The sequence below is a fragment of the Rufibacter glacialis genome, assembly GCF_008271745.1.
Lineage (GTDB): Bacteria > Bacteroidota > Bacteroidia > Cytophagales > Hymenobacteraceae > Nibribacter > Nibribacter glacialis.
The window spans coordinates 251,792-269,803 of record NZ_VKKZ01000021.1 but is presented as its reverse complement, the minus strand read 5'-3'; the positions used below and the strand labels follow the sequence as shown (position 1 = coordinate 269,803).

The window sequence follows — 18,012 nt, the reverse complement described above, 5'->3', positions numbered from 1 at the left end:
TGCCGCCTACAAAACGATGGCTACTGTCCGCGGCCCTTTCTCCTTATTAGATGATGAGCTTCTAGAGCAGTTCTTCTCCTCCCAACACCTCCTTCATGACAAGGTCAAGGTCTAGCAGTGCTTGGGAGCAATTCCCATGAAAAGAAGATCCGTGCATGGTGGCCAAAGTAGTAGGTTGCAAGGTGGCTAATTCCTGCAGCAAACGTTTGGTGTTGTTGTGGTAGGGCATGTAACTGTGCAGGGGACTTTTCTGGTAAGTAGCTAGAGTGGTACGGACCTGGTCCAGAATGTCAGAAGTAGTAAGGGCTTGTACATTACCATCATGGTGGAAAAGATCTGAGCAGAGAAGCACTTTGTTGGTTTCTTCAAAAAGAACCCCGGCATCCCAACCATGAGGCAAATGTGGCGTGGGAATAAACCGGTATTGATATTTGCCGGTTTTCAGGAGGTCTGCCTTCGTCAACCCTCTGGCAGGTCGTAGGGCGAAGTCACCCATGTTCACCAAAGCGCCTACCTCGCTGCAAACAGCCTGCGCGTTGGGGGCAATCTGGAGCCATTCATTCAGAGCACCGCACTCATCCACTTCAAAATGACTAAAGCCAATCCAGCGCAATTCTTTGGGGTCTAATACTTTAGAGACAGCTTCCCGCAACACTGGAAACATAGAACGCATGCCTGTGTGGTAGAGCATGGGCTCCTCGTCCTTGATAAGGAAATGATTAAACTGCATATTGAATTCAGGTACCCATACACAGATGCGGTACAGGTCTGGGGCAATTTCATTGATGGTTGTCATAACAGTACACGTTTGGGTGAGAAAAGCGATGGTATAGCAGAAGGTTGAGGCGCCAAGGTTTTGCTGTATTGATCGTAACTTTTAATGCTGCCCAAAGAATTGTAAGAACCCGACCATCATCCCCGAATATTCTTCAGGTGCCAAGTTTTTGCTTGTGCTATTGCCGCGTAAAAAGAGGAATGAAAGAATGCCCTCACAAATGGAGATAGCAGGCAATTACGTTTTTATCTGTTACTCTATTTGTGAAGGTCTTAGTGTTAATCCATTAGAAATCAATTTAATAAAAACCTTATAGAAACAAAAGGGGACTGAGGCAAGGCGTAAATTGATGTAACAGACAGAGACAAACAAGGAGCCTAAAGCACTTAATCTTTTCACTCCCTAGTTTCCAGAATCTTGCCGAAGGGAACCCTATTCATGCCGCTTCTGAAAGGTATAGGCTAACCGGAAGTCTACAAACTCTGCTGTCTGCCGATGCGCCAGCAGTTGAAAGCCCGCGCTGAAGTGGCGGTTTACGCGGTACTGCAAACCCCAGCGGTGGAAGAGGCAGTCGTAGTAGGGCGTTTGGTCAAAGACATACGCGCCCAGGCGCTGGCTGAACAGAAACCGGCCTAGCAAAAACTCATGCCCCAGCAGCAGCCCCGCTTTTACCGGACTGGCAGCAAGGCCTTCTCTACGCATCCTGGCTTGCAGCTCCTCGTCGTGGTAGGCTTCGGCTCCCAGCGTGAGCATGCTCAGGCGACCTACCTGCCGTCCCGCCTGCAGCGCCAGCCCACCCAGCGGGTACCGCTTGCGGTTACCTGCCCCATCAGAGCCACGGCGTAGGTTGCCCAGCAAGGCCGCATCATAACGGGTAGAGTAGTTTCGCCAGTATTTTTGGGAGGTGCGCGTACCGGAATACCAGGGGCGGGAGTTGGGTTGGTAACTGACCGCCAGGCCAGCCGTGGGCCAGTTGATGCCTTTGTTGGGTTGGCGGAAACCTCCATTGGAAATGTGTTGGTAATTGACACTCGGGTTCAGCCACCACCGCTCCGATAGCCGCACCCAGCCACCAACACCCACCAGCAGATAGGCGCTCATGCGGGTGCTGTACGACTGGTTGCCCGGGTTTTCTATGCTATCATACGGGTTGGTGAGGTAGGAGAGTCCTGCGGCACCTTTAAAGGAGAGAAGCACCCGGTCGCCAAGCCGGTAGGTGGGTTCCAGAAAATAAGCGGCGGTGCCGCTCTTGCCCAATACTCCCACATCGTAATCATAATAGGCCAGCAGCAGGCCTTGCCGGGGGTAGCAGTTGCAGAGGGAAAAAGTGGCGGAATCATTGCGCTGCCAACTGAGGATGGTTTCTAAGCCGGTTGGCCGGGCGCCCCTGGTGTTCTGCACCTCTACAGAATGCGCGAAAATAAAGCCCTGCTGCACCCCAAGCCCAAGAGAGAAAAGCGGTTTTTCCCTCTTCGCGGCAGGCCCTATTGCTGCGGTAGAATCTGATTGGGCGGTAGCAGGAGTAGCGCCTACCGCAAAAATAACTGCCCCCAGCCATTGCTGTGCCGGTACATGCCTCGTGAGAAAACGGGGGCACTTGCCCGCTCTAAAGAGAATCTGGCACAGATAAAAGGCAGATAGCAGCAGGAACATCGTGTAACGCTTAGATGCGGCCGTAGTGGCAGATGAAACAGATAATTGATGATACCATTATTACGCACTTTTCCGGTGGAAGAAGCTGACAACATCTTTTCTCAAGAAAAGCAGTGATTTTTTTCATCTCAACAGGGGGTGCAATTTCTCTAGAAGTGTCATAATGTCCTCCGGCTGTTCCCGTTCGTCGGATTATATATGCTTCCAGGTATAGTTTAAAGTCATGCCATTGGTAGTATCGCTTTTCTTCATTTTACCTCTGCTTTCCCCAAAACACCGCCAAAACCCACCCCTTTGTTTTCTCCCCTCATATTCCTGAACTTTACCGCGTGAAACTTCTCCGCAAAGTATTGGTCAAGGCGCTCGGGTTTGAGGGCTATCTGCGTCTGGTCAGCCGCATGTACATCATCATGGTGGGCTCGGGCCGGGGCCGTGAAAAGTACCCAGAGCTGTTCTTCCTGAAAAGAATCATCCGTCCGGGGGCCACCTGTATTGATATTGGGGCCAATCTGGGCTACTATTCCACGTTCATGTCCCGGTTGGCGGGGCCTAACGGCCAGGTGCTGGCCGTGGAGCCGGTGCCGCTGTTCGGGCGCATCTGGCGGGACAACGTGCGGGCCAGCGGCGTAGACAACCTCACCCTACTACCATTTGCCCTAGGTGGCGAGAACACCACCATTGAAATGGGCACGCCCGTGCGCGACGGCCTGGTGCACCACGGCATGACCAAAATCGCGAGTTCGGCGCAGGAGCAGTATGCCCAGACCTACCAGGTGGAAATGCGCGTGCCAGACGAGTTATTCGCCGATCTGGAGCAGCTTCATTTTATCAAATGCGACGTGGAAGGGTATGAACACCAGGTGTTTGCCCACCTGCAGGAAACTATAAAACGCCATAAACCGTTGATCCAGACAGAGCTGAATGGCTCAGAGAACCGCCGCGCGGTGGTGGAGATTTTAACCCGCATGGGGTATGGCGTGTACACGTTATCCCCTAAACACACGTTATCAGCCTGTAGCCCGCAAGAAATTGAAGAGTACCAGGGCGGCGACTTTTATTTTAAACCAAACCCATACGCCTAGTGAAATTTATTTTGATCACGCTGGCGGTGATGTTCCTGTTGCGGTACCTCATGCCGTACATCATCCGCTTCCTCCTCAAAACATTTGTCCAGAAACAGATGCGCAAGGCCCAGCAATACGCTTCGTTTCAGGGCCAGGCGCACCAGCACCAGCAATACCAGCAGGCCCGGCCGCAAGGTCATGGTCAGGGCGCGGCCGGCGGCAAGGTGAAGGTGGCGTTTGTGCCAGAGGAAAAGCGACCGCGCAAAGACTTCCCCGGCGGTGAGTACGTAGATTATGAAGAAGTGAAATAAACTGAGTATCTTTCAAGCCCGATGCCTTCCGCATCGGGCTTTTTTATTGCAATCAAACCACAATGGCCTCTCCTAAGATCAATTTCAACCGCCACGTGTTGCCGCACCTGCTGGTGCTTCTCTTTTTCCTGCTGCTGGTAGTAGCCTATTTCTCACCTATTTTCTTTGACGGCAAAAGCCTCATGCAGCACGACGTGGTGCAGTTCCAGGGCGGCGCCAAAGAGATCGCCGATTTCCGGGCCCGCACCGGCGAGGAAGCCCTCTGGACGAACTCCATGTTCAGCGGTATGCCGGCCTACCTCATCAGCGTGCAGTTCTCCGGTGACCTGTTCCAGTACGTGCACACCCTCTTCACCGCCGGTTTGCCGCTGGTAGCCTCCAATATCTTCATCACGCTGGTGTGCGCCTATATCATGTTCGTCCTCTTCGGCCTGCGGCCGATGCTGGCGGCGGTAGGAGCCATCGCCTACACATTCGTGTCGTATAACTTCGCCATTCTGGAAGCGGGGCACAACACCAAATCACTGGCTATTGCCTACCTGCCGCTGGTGCTGGGCGGGCTCTGGTACGCCTATAGAAAGAACCTTTGGCTGGGTGCGGCGCTGTTCGCTTTCGGGTTGACCATGCACATCCGCATGAACCACCTCCAGATCACGTATTACCTGCTGTTCATTGTGCTCATCTTCGGGCTGGTGGAACTGGTGCATTGGGCCAAGGAAGGCCGCGCCGCCGATTTCTTCAAACGCACCCTGATTCTGGCCTTGGGCGCTGCCCTGGCCGCCGGGGTGAGTTTCGGACGGATCTACACCACCGCGGAGTACGGCAAATACTCCATCAGGGGCGCATCTGAACTGACCCAGGGCAAAGACGCCTCGGAGATAGGTACCGGCCTGGACCGCGAGTATGCCTTCCAGTGGAGCTACGGCGTGGGCGAGACCATGACTTTGTTGGTGCCCAATTTCTACGGCGGTGCCTCACAAGGGCCGTTAGACAAAGACTCTGAAACCTACAAGCAACTGGTGCAGGGCGGCGTGCCTGAGGCACAGTTGCAGAACGCTACCATGCCCTTTTATTGGGGAGACCAATCCTTTGTGGGCGGCCCCGTGTACATGGGGGCTATCATCTGCTTTTTGTTTGTGCTGGGCTTGCTGGTGACGCCCCGCCGTCTCTGGGTCTGGTTGTTGAGCGCTACTATTCTGTCTTTCATCCTGAGCTGGGGCAAGAACTTTGAGGCCTTCAACTACTTCATGTTTGACTACTTCCCGGGCTACAACAAGTTCAGGGCGGTGAGCATGGCGCTGGTGATTGCGCAGGTGACCATGGTGCTGCTGGCTATTCTGGCCCTGTGCCGCGTGCTTCAGGATGAGCCCATTGAGAAACTGCAGAAGAAGCTGTTAACGGCCGCAGGCATCACGGGCGGGCTCTGCCTCTTGCTGGTGTTGTTCAGCGGTATGTTTGATTACGTGGGCGCCGTAGATGAGCAACTGGCCCAGTACCAGTACCCTATTCAGGCCATCAGAGAAGACCGCGAGTCTATGCTGCGTGGCGATGCCCTTCGTTCCCTCATCTTCATCTTGCTGGCGGCCGGTACGCTGTACCTGTACATCAACCGGAAAATGACCGCGTTCATGGCCACCGGGGTGATAGGGCTGTTGATTCTGGTAGACCTCTGGACCGTAGACAAGCGCTACCTCAACAACGACGATTTCCAGAAAGACTACAGCAAGGCTTACTTCCAGCCTACGCCCGCTGATCTGGCCATTCTGCAAGACCAAGACCTGAGCTACCGCGTGTACAACGTAGCCAATCCGTTCAACGATGCCCGTACCTCGTACTTCCACAAGTCCATTGGCGGGTACCACGGGGCTAAGCTGCGCCGCTACCAAGACGTGATTGAGCACCACATTGCGCAAGGTAACGTGCAGGTGCTGAACATGCTCAACGCCAAGTACGCCATTACCGGCCAGGAGCAACAGCCGGTGCAGCTCATTCCGGGCTACCTGGGCAATGCCTGGTACGTAGATGAAGTGCGCGCCGTAGATTCTCCAGACGAGGAACTGGCCGCCCTCAAGGGCATAGACGCCAAGCATGAGGCCATTGTGGACATCTCTAAATTCCCGAACGTGAAGCCGCAGAATTACAACCCCGCCGGCTCCATCATCAAGCTGATTGAGTACCAGCCCAACTACCTGAAATATACCGCCGTGGTAGCGCAGCCCGCGGTAGCGGTGTTCTCTGAGATCTATTACGCCGATGGCTGGCAAGCTTATTTGAATGGCAAACCGGTAGACCATTTCCGGGCCAACTACATTCTGCGCGCCATGAACCTGCCGGCCGGTAGCCACGTGATAGAGTTCAAATTTGAGCCGAAAGAATACGCTTTGGGTAACACCGTGGCCCTGGTTTCGTCTTTGCTGCTGTTCGCGGGCCTTATCGGGGCCGTGGTGTACGGCTACCGCAGACGGCCAACCCAGGCATAAGAAGTACAGAAGATAGGCGCTGCCGTTTTAGGGTTGTTTTAGAGGAAACGGTCTTAAAACGGCTGCTTCTTTTTTTGCGCTTGTCGTACTTCGTCTGCCCGGTTTACCGTTATAAAGCCTATGCAGAAATCAACCTTCTATATCGCGCAAATGGGCAGCGCCACTGAAGAGCATACGGTCAGGATGAAGCTAGACGGACAGCAGTCGGTGAAACGGATGGCCTTTGACCTGGCGGCCCGGCAGGTAGACGTCTGGCACACGGGTGAGATACGGCCCATTTCCTCGGCTCTGTCTACCTTGGGCTTGGGTGCCCGGTTGCTTCAAACCGAATACTCAGAGAAGGCCGCCCCTCATACCAAGACAGAGACCTCAAACCAGGAGCGGAAGCTGCTGCAGATCGTGCTCCTCATCAACGCGGCCTTTTTCTTCATAGAGATGGTTGCCGGTTGGTGGGCCAACTCCATGGCCCTGGTAGCTGATTCCTTAGACATGCTCGCTGATGCCCTGGTGTATAGCCTGAGCCTTTGGGCAGTGGGTAGTACTTTAACCCGGCAGAAGAATATTGCCAAACTGAGCGGTTATTTCCAGCTGGGACTGGCCGTGCTGGGTTTGGCGGAGGTGGTGCGCCGGTTCATGGGCGCTGAGGCGCTACCAGATTTCTGGACAATGGTGGGGGTTTCTGCTTTCGCGCTGGTGGGCAATTCCGTTTCTTTGTACCTGCTGCAGAAATCCCGCCAGCAAATACCCCTAAAAGCCAGCCTGATCTTCACTTCTACTGACGTTATGGCCAATCTGGGGGTGATGGTGGCGGGAGTACTGGTGTATGTTACCCAATCGGCGGTGCCGGATCTGGTCATAGGCGTGCTGGTGTTTCTGCTGGTAGCCCGCGGCGCTTTCAGGATCCTGAGCCTTGCCAAATCATAGAAATAACCTGTGTCACAAACGTCGCCCCTGCAACTTCTTACAGACCCGCTCCTGCATGACAAAGGAGTAACGTTGCGGGTGCTGCGCGAGGACCTGCTGCGCCCCGGCATTCCCGGAAACAAATGGCGCAAACTGAAATACAACTTGCAGGCGGCGCGGGCGCAGCAGTGTGAGACCCTGGTCACTTTCGGGGGAGCCTTTTCCAACCACATCGCCGCCGTGGCCGCCGCCGGGAAGGAGTTCGGGTTTGCCACCATGGGCTACATCAGGGGCGAAGAGACGTTGCCGCTGAACCCCACCCTCCAGTACGCCACCGCGTGTGGCATGCAACTGCGCTACCTCGGCCGCACCGACTACCGCCTGCGCCAAGACCCCGGTTTTCAGGCCGAAATCCTAAAAACAGCCTCCAAGCCCTACCTGCTTCCTGAAGGCGGCACCAACCTGCTGGCCGTACAAGGCTGCACCGAAATAGTGACGGATCTGCGGGAGCCGTGGGATGTGCTGTGCGTAGCCGCTGGTACGGGTGGCACCCTAGCTGGCATGGTGGCAGGCGCTGCCGGCCAAGGCAGAGTCATCGGGTTTCCCGCTCTCAAAGGCGGCGAATTTCTAAAGCAAGAAGTAACGGGGCTGGTGCAGGCGTCTACCGGGCACACATTCCAGAACTGGGAGCTGCAGACCCATTACCACTTCGGCGGCTACGCCAAGCATACCCCAGAACTGCTGACCTTCATTCAAGCCTTCCATGCGCAACACGCCATTCTGCTGGATCCGGTGTACACGGGCAAGATGCTCTACGGCGTATATGACCTGATCAGGCAAGATTCCTTCCCGCGGGGTACCCAACTAGTGGCCGTGCATACAGGCGGGCAGCAGGGCTGGGCCGGCTATGCCCAACGGTACAAGCTGGCGCTGGATTTTATTTCAGATGGGCAATAGGTGCAGGTAATTTTACAGGGAGCAAAAGGAATTACGTTGCCTGCTTTACAGGCTTCATGAACTGCGGCAGTTTCGCCTTGATGCCCACGGCAGCCAGGAGCAGGAAGCACGGCAGGATAGGGTAAAGCCAGCGGCCGTCCCAGTCTTCAATGGTGAGCATGGTGATGCCCGCTTGCAATACAATCGGCGTCAGGAGCAGGGTTTGTGTGGGGGCCGAGAGGTTCCCTTTCTTCCAGCCTATCCACGCCAGCGCGTAAACGGGCAGCAGGTACGCCAGAATGGCCAGGTTATGTGCCAGCGAATAGAAAGGCTTGGCATGGATGAAAAAGAAGAAGCCTTTCAACAGGGCCATGACCAGAAAATACAGCGGGTTGACCCAGACAAACCACAGCACTTGTCCCAACTGGGTAAGGGTGGGCGGCGGGAGTTGGGGCTGATGATAGTCGGTGAGCAGGAACCCGGTATAGCCGTAGATCATGTCTCCTCGCCCGTAGGGAATCATCAGCACGAAAGCCTTCAGCAGAAATCTATCTAAGGCAAAATAGAAGCCGACAGCCAAGGCCAAACCCGCCAATCCCAAAGCCCATTTATTGAACCTGGCGAATGGCTGGTAGAGGGTGATATAATAGGCACCCAGAGTCAGAAGCAGGACAAAGCCGTTGGGCCTGGCAAGGGTAGTCCAGACAACCGCTAAGACAAAGGCGATGGCCAACGTGCGGGTCTTGGGCAGCAGCGCCAAACACAGGCTAATGGTGAAAAGGCTGGTAAAAAGCGAGTCCGTGAGAATATAGCAGTTCCAGGCCTGTAGATCAGGGTTGAAGACGAAGAGGGCCGTGGCCCCTACGGCCAACCAGGCGTGTCCGGTGAGGTGCTGGGTGGCTTTGTAGAGGGTCAGGGCGGCAAGACCGGAGAAGGCCATCTGGGCCCATACCACATACTTCAGGGCAAGACCCGCCTTAAAAAACGGGAGCAGAAAAAGAGGGTACCCCAGGTAGCGCCACACCTGCATGTAAGTCACGGGCTGGTCTGCCAATATTTCCTGCACGAACAAAATAAACCGGTGGCTGTCAAAGACGACTCTGGCACCGTGGTGCTGGAAGAGCATCACCTGCATCAAAAGCCAGCCCAAGGCAAGCACCATCTTGGCACCTTTTAATGGAGTCATAGAATTATCCTTCATGAGGCGCGTCAAAGGTACATATTCTTCCTGTGTAGGGAATGGCTTTCCTGTTTCAGGCTTCTTTTCTAAAAACCTATCCAAAATGGCAGGGATAACCTTCGGCGCGGTTTTCGCATATACCAAGTGACCTTTACTATTATTTTCATGCGACTCCTCTTTGTCTTGCGTAAGCTTATTCCTTGGTTATTGATTTGTGTGGTGGTTGGTCTGGCCTGGCGGTACTTGCTCCTGCCGGTCAAGAATTTCCTTAATCCGGTGGAAGAACCTACGGTAGAAGTGAGCCATCACACCGTGCTAACCAAGATTGAGGAGATGGGTAAACTAGAGCTGGTGCGTTTCAATTTCAAAGATGTGGTGGAGTACCAGAAAGAAGTCTCCCGTTTCCTGCCCAATTCCAAAGTGGCCCTGATTGTGGGTGGAGAGGCGGTGGGCTGTATTGACCTGCAGAAGCTCCAGGCCAGCGACTTACAGTTTATAGGTGATTCTGTCCTGCACGTGAGCCTGCCCGCCCCCGAGATCTGCTACTACCGCATTGACCATACCCAATCCAAGGTGTTCGGCAAAGAGAATACGTATTTCCAGGATGCCGACCTGGTGGATGAAGGCTATAAATACGCCGAGGAAAACGTAAAAAAGGCTGCCCTAGCTAGCGGGATTCTGAAACAGACCTCCGTGAACGCCGAGAAGATCCTGAAACCCATGCTGGAGAACATGACCGGCCGCAAAGTCTACCTCATGCCCCGCGAAACCATGGCGCCCCCGCCCGTGCTTAAGAAAAGATGACGTGGGGATTTGAAGATTTGAAAATGTGGAGATGTGCTAATGTGAAAATGTGCTAATATGGAGATGGCAGCGGATGTGGTGGGTGTTGAAAACACCAACAGGGCTCTTAGGCTTAATCACTGTTAGGCCGCTTTCTTCAGGTTTCCGCAGGTCACGAAAGTTAATTTGCCTTATAGAGGGAAAGGTATTTTGAGGCTGTGCCTCATTGAAGTTGAAAACTTCAAGTCATGGTAAGTCCAAGTTTGAAACTTGAACCAGAGAGAGGGAGCCTCTCTGGCAAAAGCCAACCCTCTTCCCCTCTGGCGCGAGGCGGCAGTAGTAGGCTGAGTAGATTCTAAAGACTTAAAATCATTTTAGTCAGAATCATTACCGGCTTGTTTTATCAAAATGGACCCAAAATAACCTGGTTGCCCCAATTCCCCTACCTTCAAATCTCCTGATTTCTACAACCCCACATCTTCAAATCTCCTCATCTTCAAATCCTCACATTCCCAAATCAAAAAATTAGCACATCAGCACATTCCCACATTAGCACATTCCCACATTAGCACATCTCCAAATCTCCACATCTCCACATCTCCACATCTCCAAATCAAAAGTCTACAACCCCAGTTCCTTCCACGCATCCTGGATCAGGTCTAGTTCGTAGCCTTTGCTTTGCAGGAAGTACTGGATTTTCTGGCGGCGGGCCAGGGGGTTGCGCTCGCCTTCGGACTTGTTCTTCTTCTCCAGCAGGTGCAAGAGGTTCTCCCAATACACGTCGGGGTCTATCTCCTGGAGGCCTTTCCGGATGCAGAAGTCGGAGATGCCTTTGGCTTTGAGGCCCTGCTGGATTTTGCGGCGGCCCCAGCGCTTGAGGCTGTATTTGCCACGCACGAAGGACTGGGCATACCGTTCCTCGTCCAGGAGCTTTTCCTGGGTGAGGAGGATGACCAGTTTATCGGCCTCGTCCAAGTCCAGGCCGTAGTCCAGCAGTTTGGTGCGCACCTCGTTCTGGGTGCGTTCCTGGTAGGCGCAGTAGGCGGCTATCTTGGGCAGCGCCTCTTTCTTGGTGTATATTTTCTTTTTCTTGGGTGAGAACACAGAAGGAATCGTTAGGTGGAACTGCCGGCGCAGGTATACTTCTATAAACCCCAAATACGCCCAAACAGTTTGTCTGAAAGCCCCAAAAGGAGCGGGAAAAGCCAAAAATACGGCGGATGCTAGCCTGAAATCCCCGACCTTTGCCCTCGCAAATTACTACCGCTTTCTGCCATGACCAAAGGTGTCCAGTACATGCTGCTTTCCACGTTCTTCTTCGCCTTCATGAACGTGTGCGTGAAGTTCCTGTCGCACCTGCCGCCCATGGAAGTGGTGCTGTTCCGGTCTATTATCTCGCTGGTTTTAACTTATACCATGATCCGGAGGGTAAAGGTCTCGCCGTGGGGCAACCGGAAGCCCATTCTTCTGCTGCGGGGGTTGGCCGGGGCTTTTTCGCTGTTGATGCTGTACACCACCCTTCAGAATATCCCGCTGGCGGGGGCGGTGACCATCCAGTACCTGGCGCCTATTTTCACGGCCTTGCTGGGAGTGTTCATTGCCAAGGAGAAAGTGGCGCCGTGGCAGTGGGTGTTCTTCCTGATTTCCTTTGCCGGGGTGCTGGTGATTGAGGGCGTAGACACGCGGATCTCGTTGTACTACCTGCTTATTGGCATCGGCAGCGCGTTCTTGTCTGGGGTGGCCTACACCTCGGTGCGCAAACTGAGCGAGACCGAGCACCCGTTGGTCATTGTGTTTTACTTCCCGCTGGTGTCGTTGCCGCTATCAGTGGTGTTCTGCCTGTTTGACTGGGTGCCGGTGCAGGGAGACGATTGGCTGTGGCTGGGGCTGACGGGCATCCTGACCCAGCTGGGCCAGTACTTCATGACGCGGGCTTACCAGGCAGAAAAGCTGGCCCGGGTGGCGAACCTCAACTACATCGGTATTCTCTACGCGGTGGTACTGGGCATGGTGTTCTTTGACGAGACGTTCTCGCTCTACGCCTACCTGGGTATTGTGCTGGTGCTGCTGGGCGTGGCGCTGAACATGCAGTACAGCAGGAAATTACGCCAACGCGAGGCAGCGCAGGCAACTGCCTAGGCGTTTTGGGCATCTAGTGAGTAAAACAGGCCGTTAATAGCCTGCGGGCTTTGTTTTGTAGCGCATCTTCCCTTTACTTTATTTTTTTTCGGAATGGGTTTTTCTCAGGCAAAACCAGCAATGAATAAATATTAAAGTTTTTGAATAAAGGAATGTGTCATAACGGAAGCCGGTGTCGTTATGCTGCTAAATCCCACGCCCATGTCTTCTTCGTTTCCTTGCCTTTCTCTGTCGACCCGTGGCCGGATGGTCTTTTTCCTTGGTGCTTGGTGCTTTTTGCTGGCCTCCTGGGCCCAGGCCGGGGTGCTGAAAGGCAAGGTGACCGATGAGAAAGGGGCGGGCCTGGCTTTTGCCACGGTCTACCTGCAGGGCTCTACCGTGGGCTCCACCACCAATGAGCAAGGCGATTACCAGTTCCAGGTAGAGGCCGGCAAGCATACGGTGGTGTTCCAGTACGTGGGCTACAAAAGCCAGACCCGTACCATTGAGGTGCCCCAGGAGGAAACCCCTCAGCCGCTGGTGCTCAACGTGCAACTGCTCCCCGATGTCTATAACCTGAACGAGGTGCGGGTAAGCCTCAGTGGCAAAGACCCCGCGTACGGCATCATGCAGCAGGCCATCGCCAAGCGGGAATACCACCTCAAGGAAGTGCAGGCCTACACGGCCCAGGTGTACGTGAAGGGCTTGCAGCGCCTGATCAACGTGCCCAAGCGCGTTTTGGGCATCATGAAAGTGCCGGCCGGACTCAAGCCCGGAATTCTGTATTTGTCAGAGTCAGTGGCGGAGTTGAGTTTCATGCAGCCCGGCAAGTACCGCGAGCGGATGATCTCCTCTAAGGTGAGCGGCAACAGCCGGGCCTTCAGCTTTAACCAAGCCTCTGAGTTTAGCGTCAATTTTTACCAGAACCTGGTCAAAGCGCAGGGCGTGAACGAACGCGGATTCGTATCACCGTTGGCCAATAACGCCATGTTCTTCTACAAGTATGAGCTGGTAGGCAGCAGCCAGAACAACGGCCATCTCATCCACCGCATCAAAGTCATTCCCAAGCGCAGGACTGATCCGGTGGTTACGGGCTACCTGTACATCGTGGACGGCTCCTGGCGGCTGCAGAGCTTGAACCTGTACGTGACCAAAGACCAGCAGATCGAGTTCGTAGACACTTTGCGCATCACGCAGCAGTTCACGCCGGCACCCGGCAACGTGTGGGTGCTGCAGTCACAGAAGTTTACCTTTGATGTAGAGGGCTACGGGTTCAAAGGCAATGGCTATTTCATGGCCGTTTACAGCAAATACCGCGTAAAACCCGCCGCCTTCGTGAAGCAGACTCCGGCACCCGCCCCGACTGCCCCTGTGGTTTCGGCGCCCGCCGCCAGCGCACCCGTCGCCGTAGAGGCCCCGGTTCTCAAGCCCACCAAAAAAGAGCGTAAGGCGCTACGCAATGCCCCACCGGCCAATGGCGTGCCAGAAGCGGAGTATTTCAAGAAGAAGGAAGTGCTCCTCATTGAGAAAGACGCCAATACCCGTGACAGCGCCTATTGGGCCGCGCTTCGGCCCGTGCCCCTCACCGAGGAAGAGGTAGGGGATTACCATACCAAAGACAGCCTGCAGGTCATCAAAGACTCCAAGCCCTACAAAGACTCCCTGGATCGCAAGAACAACAAATTCTCAGCCACCGACCTGCTACTCTCGGGCTACACGTACCGCAACAGCTTCGCACGCACCCGGTTCAACATAGATCCTCTGACCCGCATCTGGCAGTACAACACCGTGGAGGGCCTGGTGGCCAACCTGCGCATTGGTTACACCAAACAGTTCGAGGACCGCCGCAGTTTTTACCTGGCACCCACGCTGCGGTACGGGTTCAGCAATGAGAAAGCCCAGGCCAAGCTGATGGGTACCTATTCCTATGACCTGATCAAGCGCCGGTCCGTCGGGTTTGAGGGCGGCCGGTTTGTTAGTCAGTTCAACGCCGCAGAGCCCATCACGCCGTTTGTGAATACCGTTTACACGCTTCTTTTGAAGGAAAACTACCAAAAGCTGTACCAGCGGGAGTTCCTGCGCCTGTGGCACAACCGGGAACTGGTGAACGGCTTGTCCGGGACGTTCACAGTAGACTATGCCCAGCGCGAAATGATGTTCAACACCACCCATTACGTGGTGCGCGACCGGCCCACGAAGGAATTCACCTCCAATGAGCCGGTCAATGCCGAGGTGGGCAGTACTGCCTTTCCGCGTCATCAGGCGCTGACTGCCGCCGTGTCCCTTACCTTCCGCCCGGGGGCGGAGTACATCTCCCACCCAGACCGCAAGATCAACCTGGGTTCCAAGTGGCCTACTTTCAATTTCCTCTACCGCAAAGGCCTCTCCGGCGTGCTGGGCAGCGATGTGGATTATGATTTCCTGTCTTTGGGTGTGAGCGATGAGTTGCAGCTGGGGTTGTTGGGCACCAGTGACTATTCGGTGAGCGTGGGTTCTTTCCTGCGCAAAAACCAGCTGTATTTCATGGACTTCAAGCATTTCTCCGGCAACCGCACCATCCTGTCCGGTGATTTCAGCGGGTTCCAGTTGCTGGACTATTACCGTTACAGCACCCAGCGAACGTACGTGGAAGCCCATTACAGCCACCATTTCAACGGTTTCATCCTGAACAAGGTACCGCTGCTGCGCAAACTCAAGTGGCAGGAAGTGGGCAGCGTGAACTACCTGCACACCGCGGCCGCCGGCCATTACCTGGAACTGGGCGTAGGCCTAGAGCACCTGTTCAAGATCTTCCGGGTTGATTTCGTGACTGGTTTCCAGGAGCGCCAGAAAGTGAGTTCCGGCTTCCGGATTGGGTACGGTTTCTAGAAAACGCCTCCTTTTCCGCCGGGCGGAAGATAAAAGGCGCGTATGCCTGTAAAGCGGTACTCCGTATTTTTGCCTTATGATCCAGTTAAAGAGCATCCACCACATTGCCATCATCTGCACCGACTACGCCGTTTCCAAAGCGTTTTACACCCAGGTACTGGGGCTCACGCTGCTCCAGGAAATCTACCGGGCTGAGCGCGATTCTTACAAGGCAGACCTGGCTTTGAACGGGCAGTACGTGGTAGAGCTGTTCTCTTTCCCCCAGGTGCCCGCCCGCCTGTCTTTCCCGGAGGCCGCCGGTCTGCGGCACCTGGCCTTTGCGGTAGAGGACGTAGCCGCCGCCCGCCAGGAACTGATGAATGCCGGGGTCACCGTACAGGAAATCAGGGTAGATGAGCATACCGGCCAACGCTTCTGCTTTTTCTCTGACCCAGATGGGTTGCCGCTGGAGTTGTATGAAGGGTAACAGGCCGGATTCCGGCAGGTTTTTCTAAAAGTGCTTTGAAACGCCAGGATGAAAATAACGCCCGCTGCTTGCACGTGGGGCTGGTGCCTTCGCTAGTAGTTAAAAATTACAGGACAGAAACGGAGATGAAGGCTTCTTTCTCCGCTGGGTGCAGGTCTGAAATCATGGGATAGGGCGTGACTTCTCTCAGCGTGACCCGGTAGGTTTTACTGCCGAAGGGAACGGTGACCATGCTGCCCAGGGCAAGGGTTTTAGAAATGCTGGTGCCGCTGGAATCCTGTAACTGAACGTCTGCCGCGGCCCTTCCGGCCCAGATACACAGCACATCTTTGGGACAGCGGCTATCTTCTATCTTCTGCAGCGTGACGGTAAGACTGCCTACCGCAATGGGCTTCTGCCAGGAGAGCGCCACCGGAGGGCTCTGTTGGAGCGGCTGTAGCGGCGGTGGGGGTATCTGCGGCTCCTGAGAGGCTACCTGTTTGGTTCGGGCGCAGCCCAGCAGGAGAAAGACGATAAGAAGAGGAAAGAGGCGTTGGCGCTTCATAGGTGTTTTTGGAAAAAGGGCAGGTTATCCTCCTTCGTTTATAAGAGCCTTCCGCCAGGCCGAAGGTTGCACCAGCCTCATGTTTTTGCATCCTTTCTTTTGTGGCTACTTTCCTGAAAACGAGCCAGAAACAACGGAAGCGGAGTATCTAATATAGCAAGCTGGTTGTCTATGTCTTTTGGTCTGTTCTGCTGCCGTACGGTACCCATGTCCCGCTGGAATGATCAGATTCTGCCGTGCCATAGATGACCTGTTAGCGAAAGCACTTCTAACGTGGGGCCGCCTTTTACCTAAAGCAAGAAAACCGACGGTGAGGTCGGCTTTCAGTTTAATTGCGATGTGTTTTAGGAATTACAGGGCTGAAACAGAGACCATGGCTTTCTTCTCGCTGGGAGAAGGGTTGTTGAAACCGGGATAGGGCTGTACATCGCTCAGGATAATCCGGTAGGGTTTGTTGCTGAGCTGGACGAGCACGGTGTCTGCCGTCCGGAAACCGCGGTTATTGGGGGCCGGTAATTGTTCGCCCAGATAGAGTTGCTGGTTGAGGGTTTGGCCATTGGCGTCTTGCAGATGAAGGGTAGCCACGGCGTGGCCGTACCAAAAACAAATCACATCTTTGGGGCATCGGCAGTCTTGCAACGTAAGCAAGTTGACCACCAGCCCGCCAATGGGAGTAGGTTTCTGCACCGTCAGGATAGTAGCCCCTTTGGCTCGGGCCTGTCTGATGGCTTCCTCCTCTTCCGGTGAAACCAAATCAGGGCGCGTGCAGCCAAAAGCCAGGGCCAGCAAGAAGAAAGGTAGAAGCTTTGTTTTCATCATACAGCGGTTTGAGGTTCCTTTCCAAGAAGAGCCTTGTCCCAGCCCAAAGGTTGCAGCCTCCTAAAATTTATGCCACGGGCTGAGCTTCCTGCTTCTTCCCTATAGGCAGATTGTACAGTATCACCGACAGGAAAATCACGCCATACGCGATGATTTTCTGCTGGCTGGCCACCTCCCCGAAGTACAGGAACGCCATGGTGAAGTTGATGATGGGGTTTAGGTACATGAGCACACCCACTGTAGCCGATTTGAGTTCCTTGAGCGCGTACAGGTTCAGAAACAACGGGATCACCGTGAAAAGCCAGCTCAAAAGCACAATCTGGCCCACAAAATGACCGGTGATAGGTTGCGCGTCTTCGCCCACGAACCAGGGGTAGCTAGGCCCGATGAACAGGAACGCCAGCAGCAGCTGCAGCGTGAGCAGCACGATCTTGTCATAGTCTTTGAGCAACCGCTGCGTGATCAGGTAAAAGGCGTAAGAGGCGGCAATGAGCAACCCAAACAGCAGGTTGTACAAAGAATCTGTGCCCACCAGCAGACAACTCATAAAGCTTAGCCCCACCGAAAACCACTGGTTCACCCGCAGGTGCTCCCGCAGGATCAGGAACCCCAGCACCGCCGTGAGAATGGGGCACAGCAGGTAAGAAAAGGAGCCGGTCTGGATGTCTACATGGTTCACCACGTAAATAAAGGCCAGCCAGTTGATCGCCAGCAAGGCCCCGCCCAGGAGCGTGAACAGGATGAACCGGCGTTTCTCCAAGCGGTCCTGCCCTTTGAACCGGCCCAGCGTCTGGCGCCACTGCTCCCGGCGGGTGGTGCCGGAAACCACCAGCAGGGTCAGCACCGCCACCAGAACCCGGAAGTACAGGATCTGGCTGCTGGGGAAATCGTGCAGGGCTTTCAGCGGAAACGGGATAAAGCCCCAGATAACAAAGGCGCTGATGGCAGCGACGTGGTAGCGATTGAATTTCACGGATTTTTTTTCAGAAGCCCAAAGGTAAGAAGTTGCCGTGGGTACCGCCTAATTCGCAGGCCGTTCAGGCTAAAAAGGAAGGGTTCCTTTTTGAAACTGCCTCTGACAAGCCTGGCCTGTCTATTTCTGGCCTCTTTTC

General features: G+C 54.6%; 16 protein-coding genes. 9 read left to right on the top strand and 7 right to left on the bottom strand.

Going from position 1 to position 18,012, the window contains the following annotated elements:
• Positions 1 to 61: 61 nt before the first annotated feature.
• Together FOE74_RS12825 and FOE74_RS12820 are read right to left on the bottom strand one after the other, a co-directional pair.
• On the bottom strand, positions 62 to 796 hold the full coding sequence (locus tag FOE74_RS12825) for an oxygen-binding di-iron domain-containing protein (protein WP_149099021.1): 735 nt from the start codon (positions 794 to 796) through the stop codon (positions 62 to 64).
• Positions 797 to 1,207: 411 nt separating this feature from the next.
• Entirely contained in the window at positions 1,208 to 2,428 is a 1,221-nt protein-coding gene (locus tag FOE74_RS12820; RefSeq protein ID WP_149099020.1) for an acyloxyacyl hydrolase, read from the bottom strand.
• Between the two features lie 329 nt (positions 2,429 to 2,757).
• On the opposite strand from FOE74_RS12820, the gene FOE74_RS12815 reads away from it, so the two are divergent.
• The 5 genes from FOE74_RS12815 to FOE74_RS12795 all read left to right on the top strand — a co-directional run bounded on the left by FOE74_RS12815 (position 2,758) and on the right by FOE74_RS12795 (position 8,143).
• Positions 2,758 to 3,510 (top strand): FkbM family methyltransferase, encoded by a 753-nt coding sequence (locus tag FOE74_RS12815; protein ID WP_149099019.1) that lies wholly within the window; start codon positions 2,758 to 2,760, stop codon positions 3,508 to 3,510.
• Positions 3,510 to 3,803: a DUF4834 family protein gene (locus tag FOE74_RS12810; RefSeq protein ID WP_149099018.1), complete on the top strand. Its 294-nt coding sequence runs from the start codon at positions 3,510 to 3,512 to the stop codon at positions 3,801 to 3,803. Before FOE74_RS12815 ends, FOE74_RS12810 begins: the two co-directional genes overlap by 1 nt.
• Before the next feature lie 62 nt (positions 3,804 to 3,865).
• Positions 3,866 to 6,283, top strand: a complete 2,418-nt coding sequence (locus tag FOE74_RS12805) for a YfhO family protein (protein ID WP_149099017.1) — start codon at positions 3,866 to 3,868, stop codon at positions 6,281 to 6,283.
• A 120-nt stretch (positions 6,284 to 6,403) separates the two neighbouring features.
• A complete protein-coding gene (locus tag FOE74_RS12800; protein WP_149099016.1) occupies positions 6,404 to 7,207 on the top strand; it encodes a cation transporter in 804 nt (267 codons plus the stop codon).
• Positions 7,208 to 7,216: 9 nt separating this feature from the next.
• On the top strand, positions 7,217 to 8,143 hold the full coding sequence (locus tag FOE74_RS12795) for a 1-aminocyclopropane-1-carboxylate deaminase/D-cysteine desulfhydrase (protein ID WP_149099015.1): 927 nt from the start codon (positions 7,217 to 7,219) through the stop codon (positions 8,141 to 8,143).
• Between the two features lie 31 nt (positions 8,144 to 8,174).
• Here the strand turns inward: FOE74_RS12795 and FOE74_RS12790 are convergent, their stop codons facing one another.
• A complete protein-coding gene (locus FOE74_RS12790) occupies positions 8,175 to 9,308 on the bottom strand; it encodes a hypothetical protein (RefSeq protein ID WP_149099014.1) in 1,134 nt (377 codons plus the stop codon).
• Positions 9,309 to 9,467: 159 nt separating this feature from the next.
• On the opposite strand from FOE74_RS12790, the gene FOE74_RS12785 reads away from it, so the two are divergent.
• Positions 9,468 to 10,106 (top strand): DUF4230 domain-containing protein, encoded by a 639-nt coding sequence (locus tag FOE74_RS12785; protein ID WP_149099013.1) that lies wholly within the window; start codon positions 9,468 to 9,470, stop codon positions 10,104 to 10,106.
• A 600-nt stretch (positions 10,107 to 10,706) separates the two neighbouring features.
• Here the strand turns inward: FOE74_RS12785 and FOE74_RS12780 are convergent.
• Positions 10,707 to 11,189: a regulatory protein RecX gene (locus tag FOE74_RS12780; RefSeq protein WP_149099012.1), complete on the bottom strand. Its 483-nt coding sequence runs from the start codon at positions 11,187 to 11,189 to the stop codon at positions 10,707 to 10,709.
• 171 nt (positions 11,190 to 11,360) lie between these two features.
• On the opposite strand from FOE74_RS12780, the gene FOE74_RS12775 reads away from it, so the two are divergent.
• From FOE74_RS12775 to FOE74_RS12765, 3 genes are all read left to right on the top strand, one after another.
• Positions 11,361 to 12,224, top strand: a complete 864-nt coding sequence (locus FOE74_RS12775) for a DMT family transporter (protein ID WP_225840800.1) — start codon at positions 11,361 to 11,363, stop codon at positions 12,222 to 12,224.
• A 246-nt stretch (positions 12,225 to 12,470) separates the two neighbouring features.
• Positions 12,471 to 15,071, top strand: coding sequence for a DUF5686 and carboxypeptidase regulatory-like domain-containing protein (locus FOE74_RS12770; protein ID WP_149099245.1), 2,601 nt, complete (start codon positions 12,471 to 12,473; stop codon positions 15,069 to 15,071).
• A gap of 76 nt (positions 15,072 to 15,147) precedes the next feature.
• A complete protein-coding gene (locus FOE74_RS12765; protein ID WP_149099011.1) occupies positions 15,148 to 15,537 on the top strand; it encodes a VOC family protein in 390 nt (129 codons plus the stop codon).
• Positions 15,538 to 15,643: 106 nt separating this feature from the next.
• Here the strand turns inward: FOE74_RS12765 and FOE74_RS12760 are convergent, their stop codons facing one another.
• From FOE74_RS12760 to FOE74_RS12750, 3 genes are all read right to left on the bottom strand, one after another.
• Positions 15,644 to 16,081 (bottom strand): hypothetical protein, encoded by a 438-nt coding sequence (locus FOE74_RS12760; RefSeq protein WP_149099010.1) that lies wholly within the window; start codon positions 16,079 to 16,081, stop codon positions 15,644 to 15,646.
• Positions 16,082 to 16,432: 351 nt separating this feature from the next.
• Positions 16,433 to 16,900 (bottom strand): hypothetical protein, encoded by a 468-nt coding sequence (locus tag FOE74_RS12755; protein WP_192576615.1) that lies wholly within the window; start codon positions 16,898 to 16,900, stop codon positions 16,433 to 16,435.
• Between the two features lie 67 nt (positions 16,901 to 16,967).
• Positions 16,968 to 17,873: an EamA family transporter gene (locus FOE74_RS12750; RefSeq protein ID WP_149099008.1), complete on the bottom strand. Its 906-nt coding sequence runs from the start codon at positions 17,871 to 17,873 to the stop codon at positions 16,968 to 16,970.
• Positions 17,874 to 18,012 lie beyond the last annotated feature (139 nt).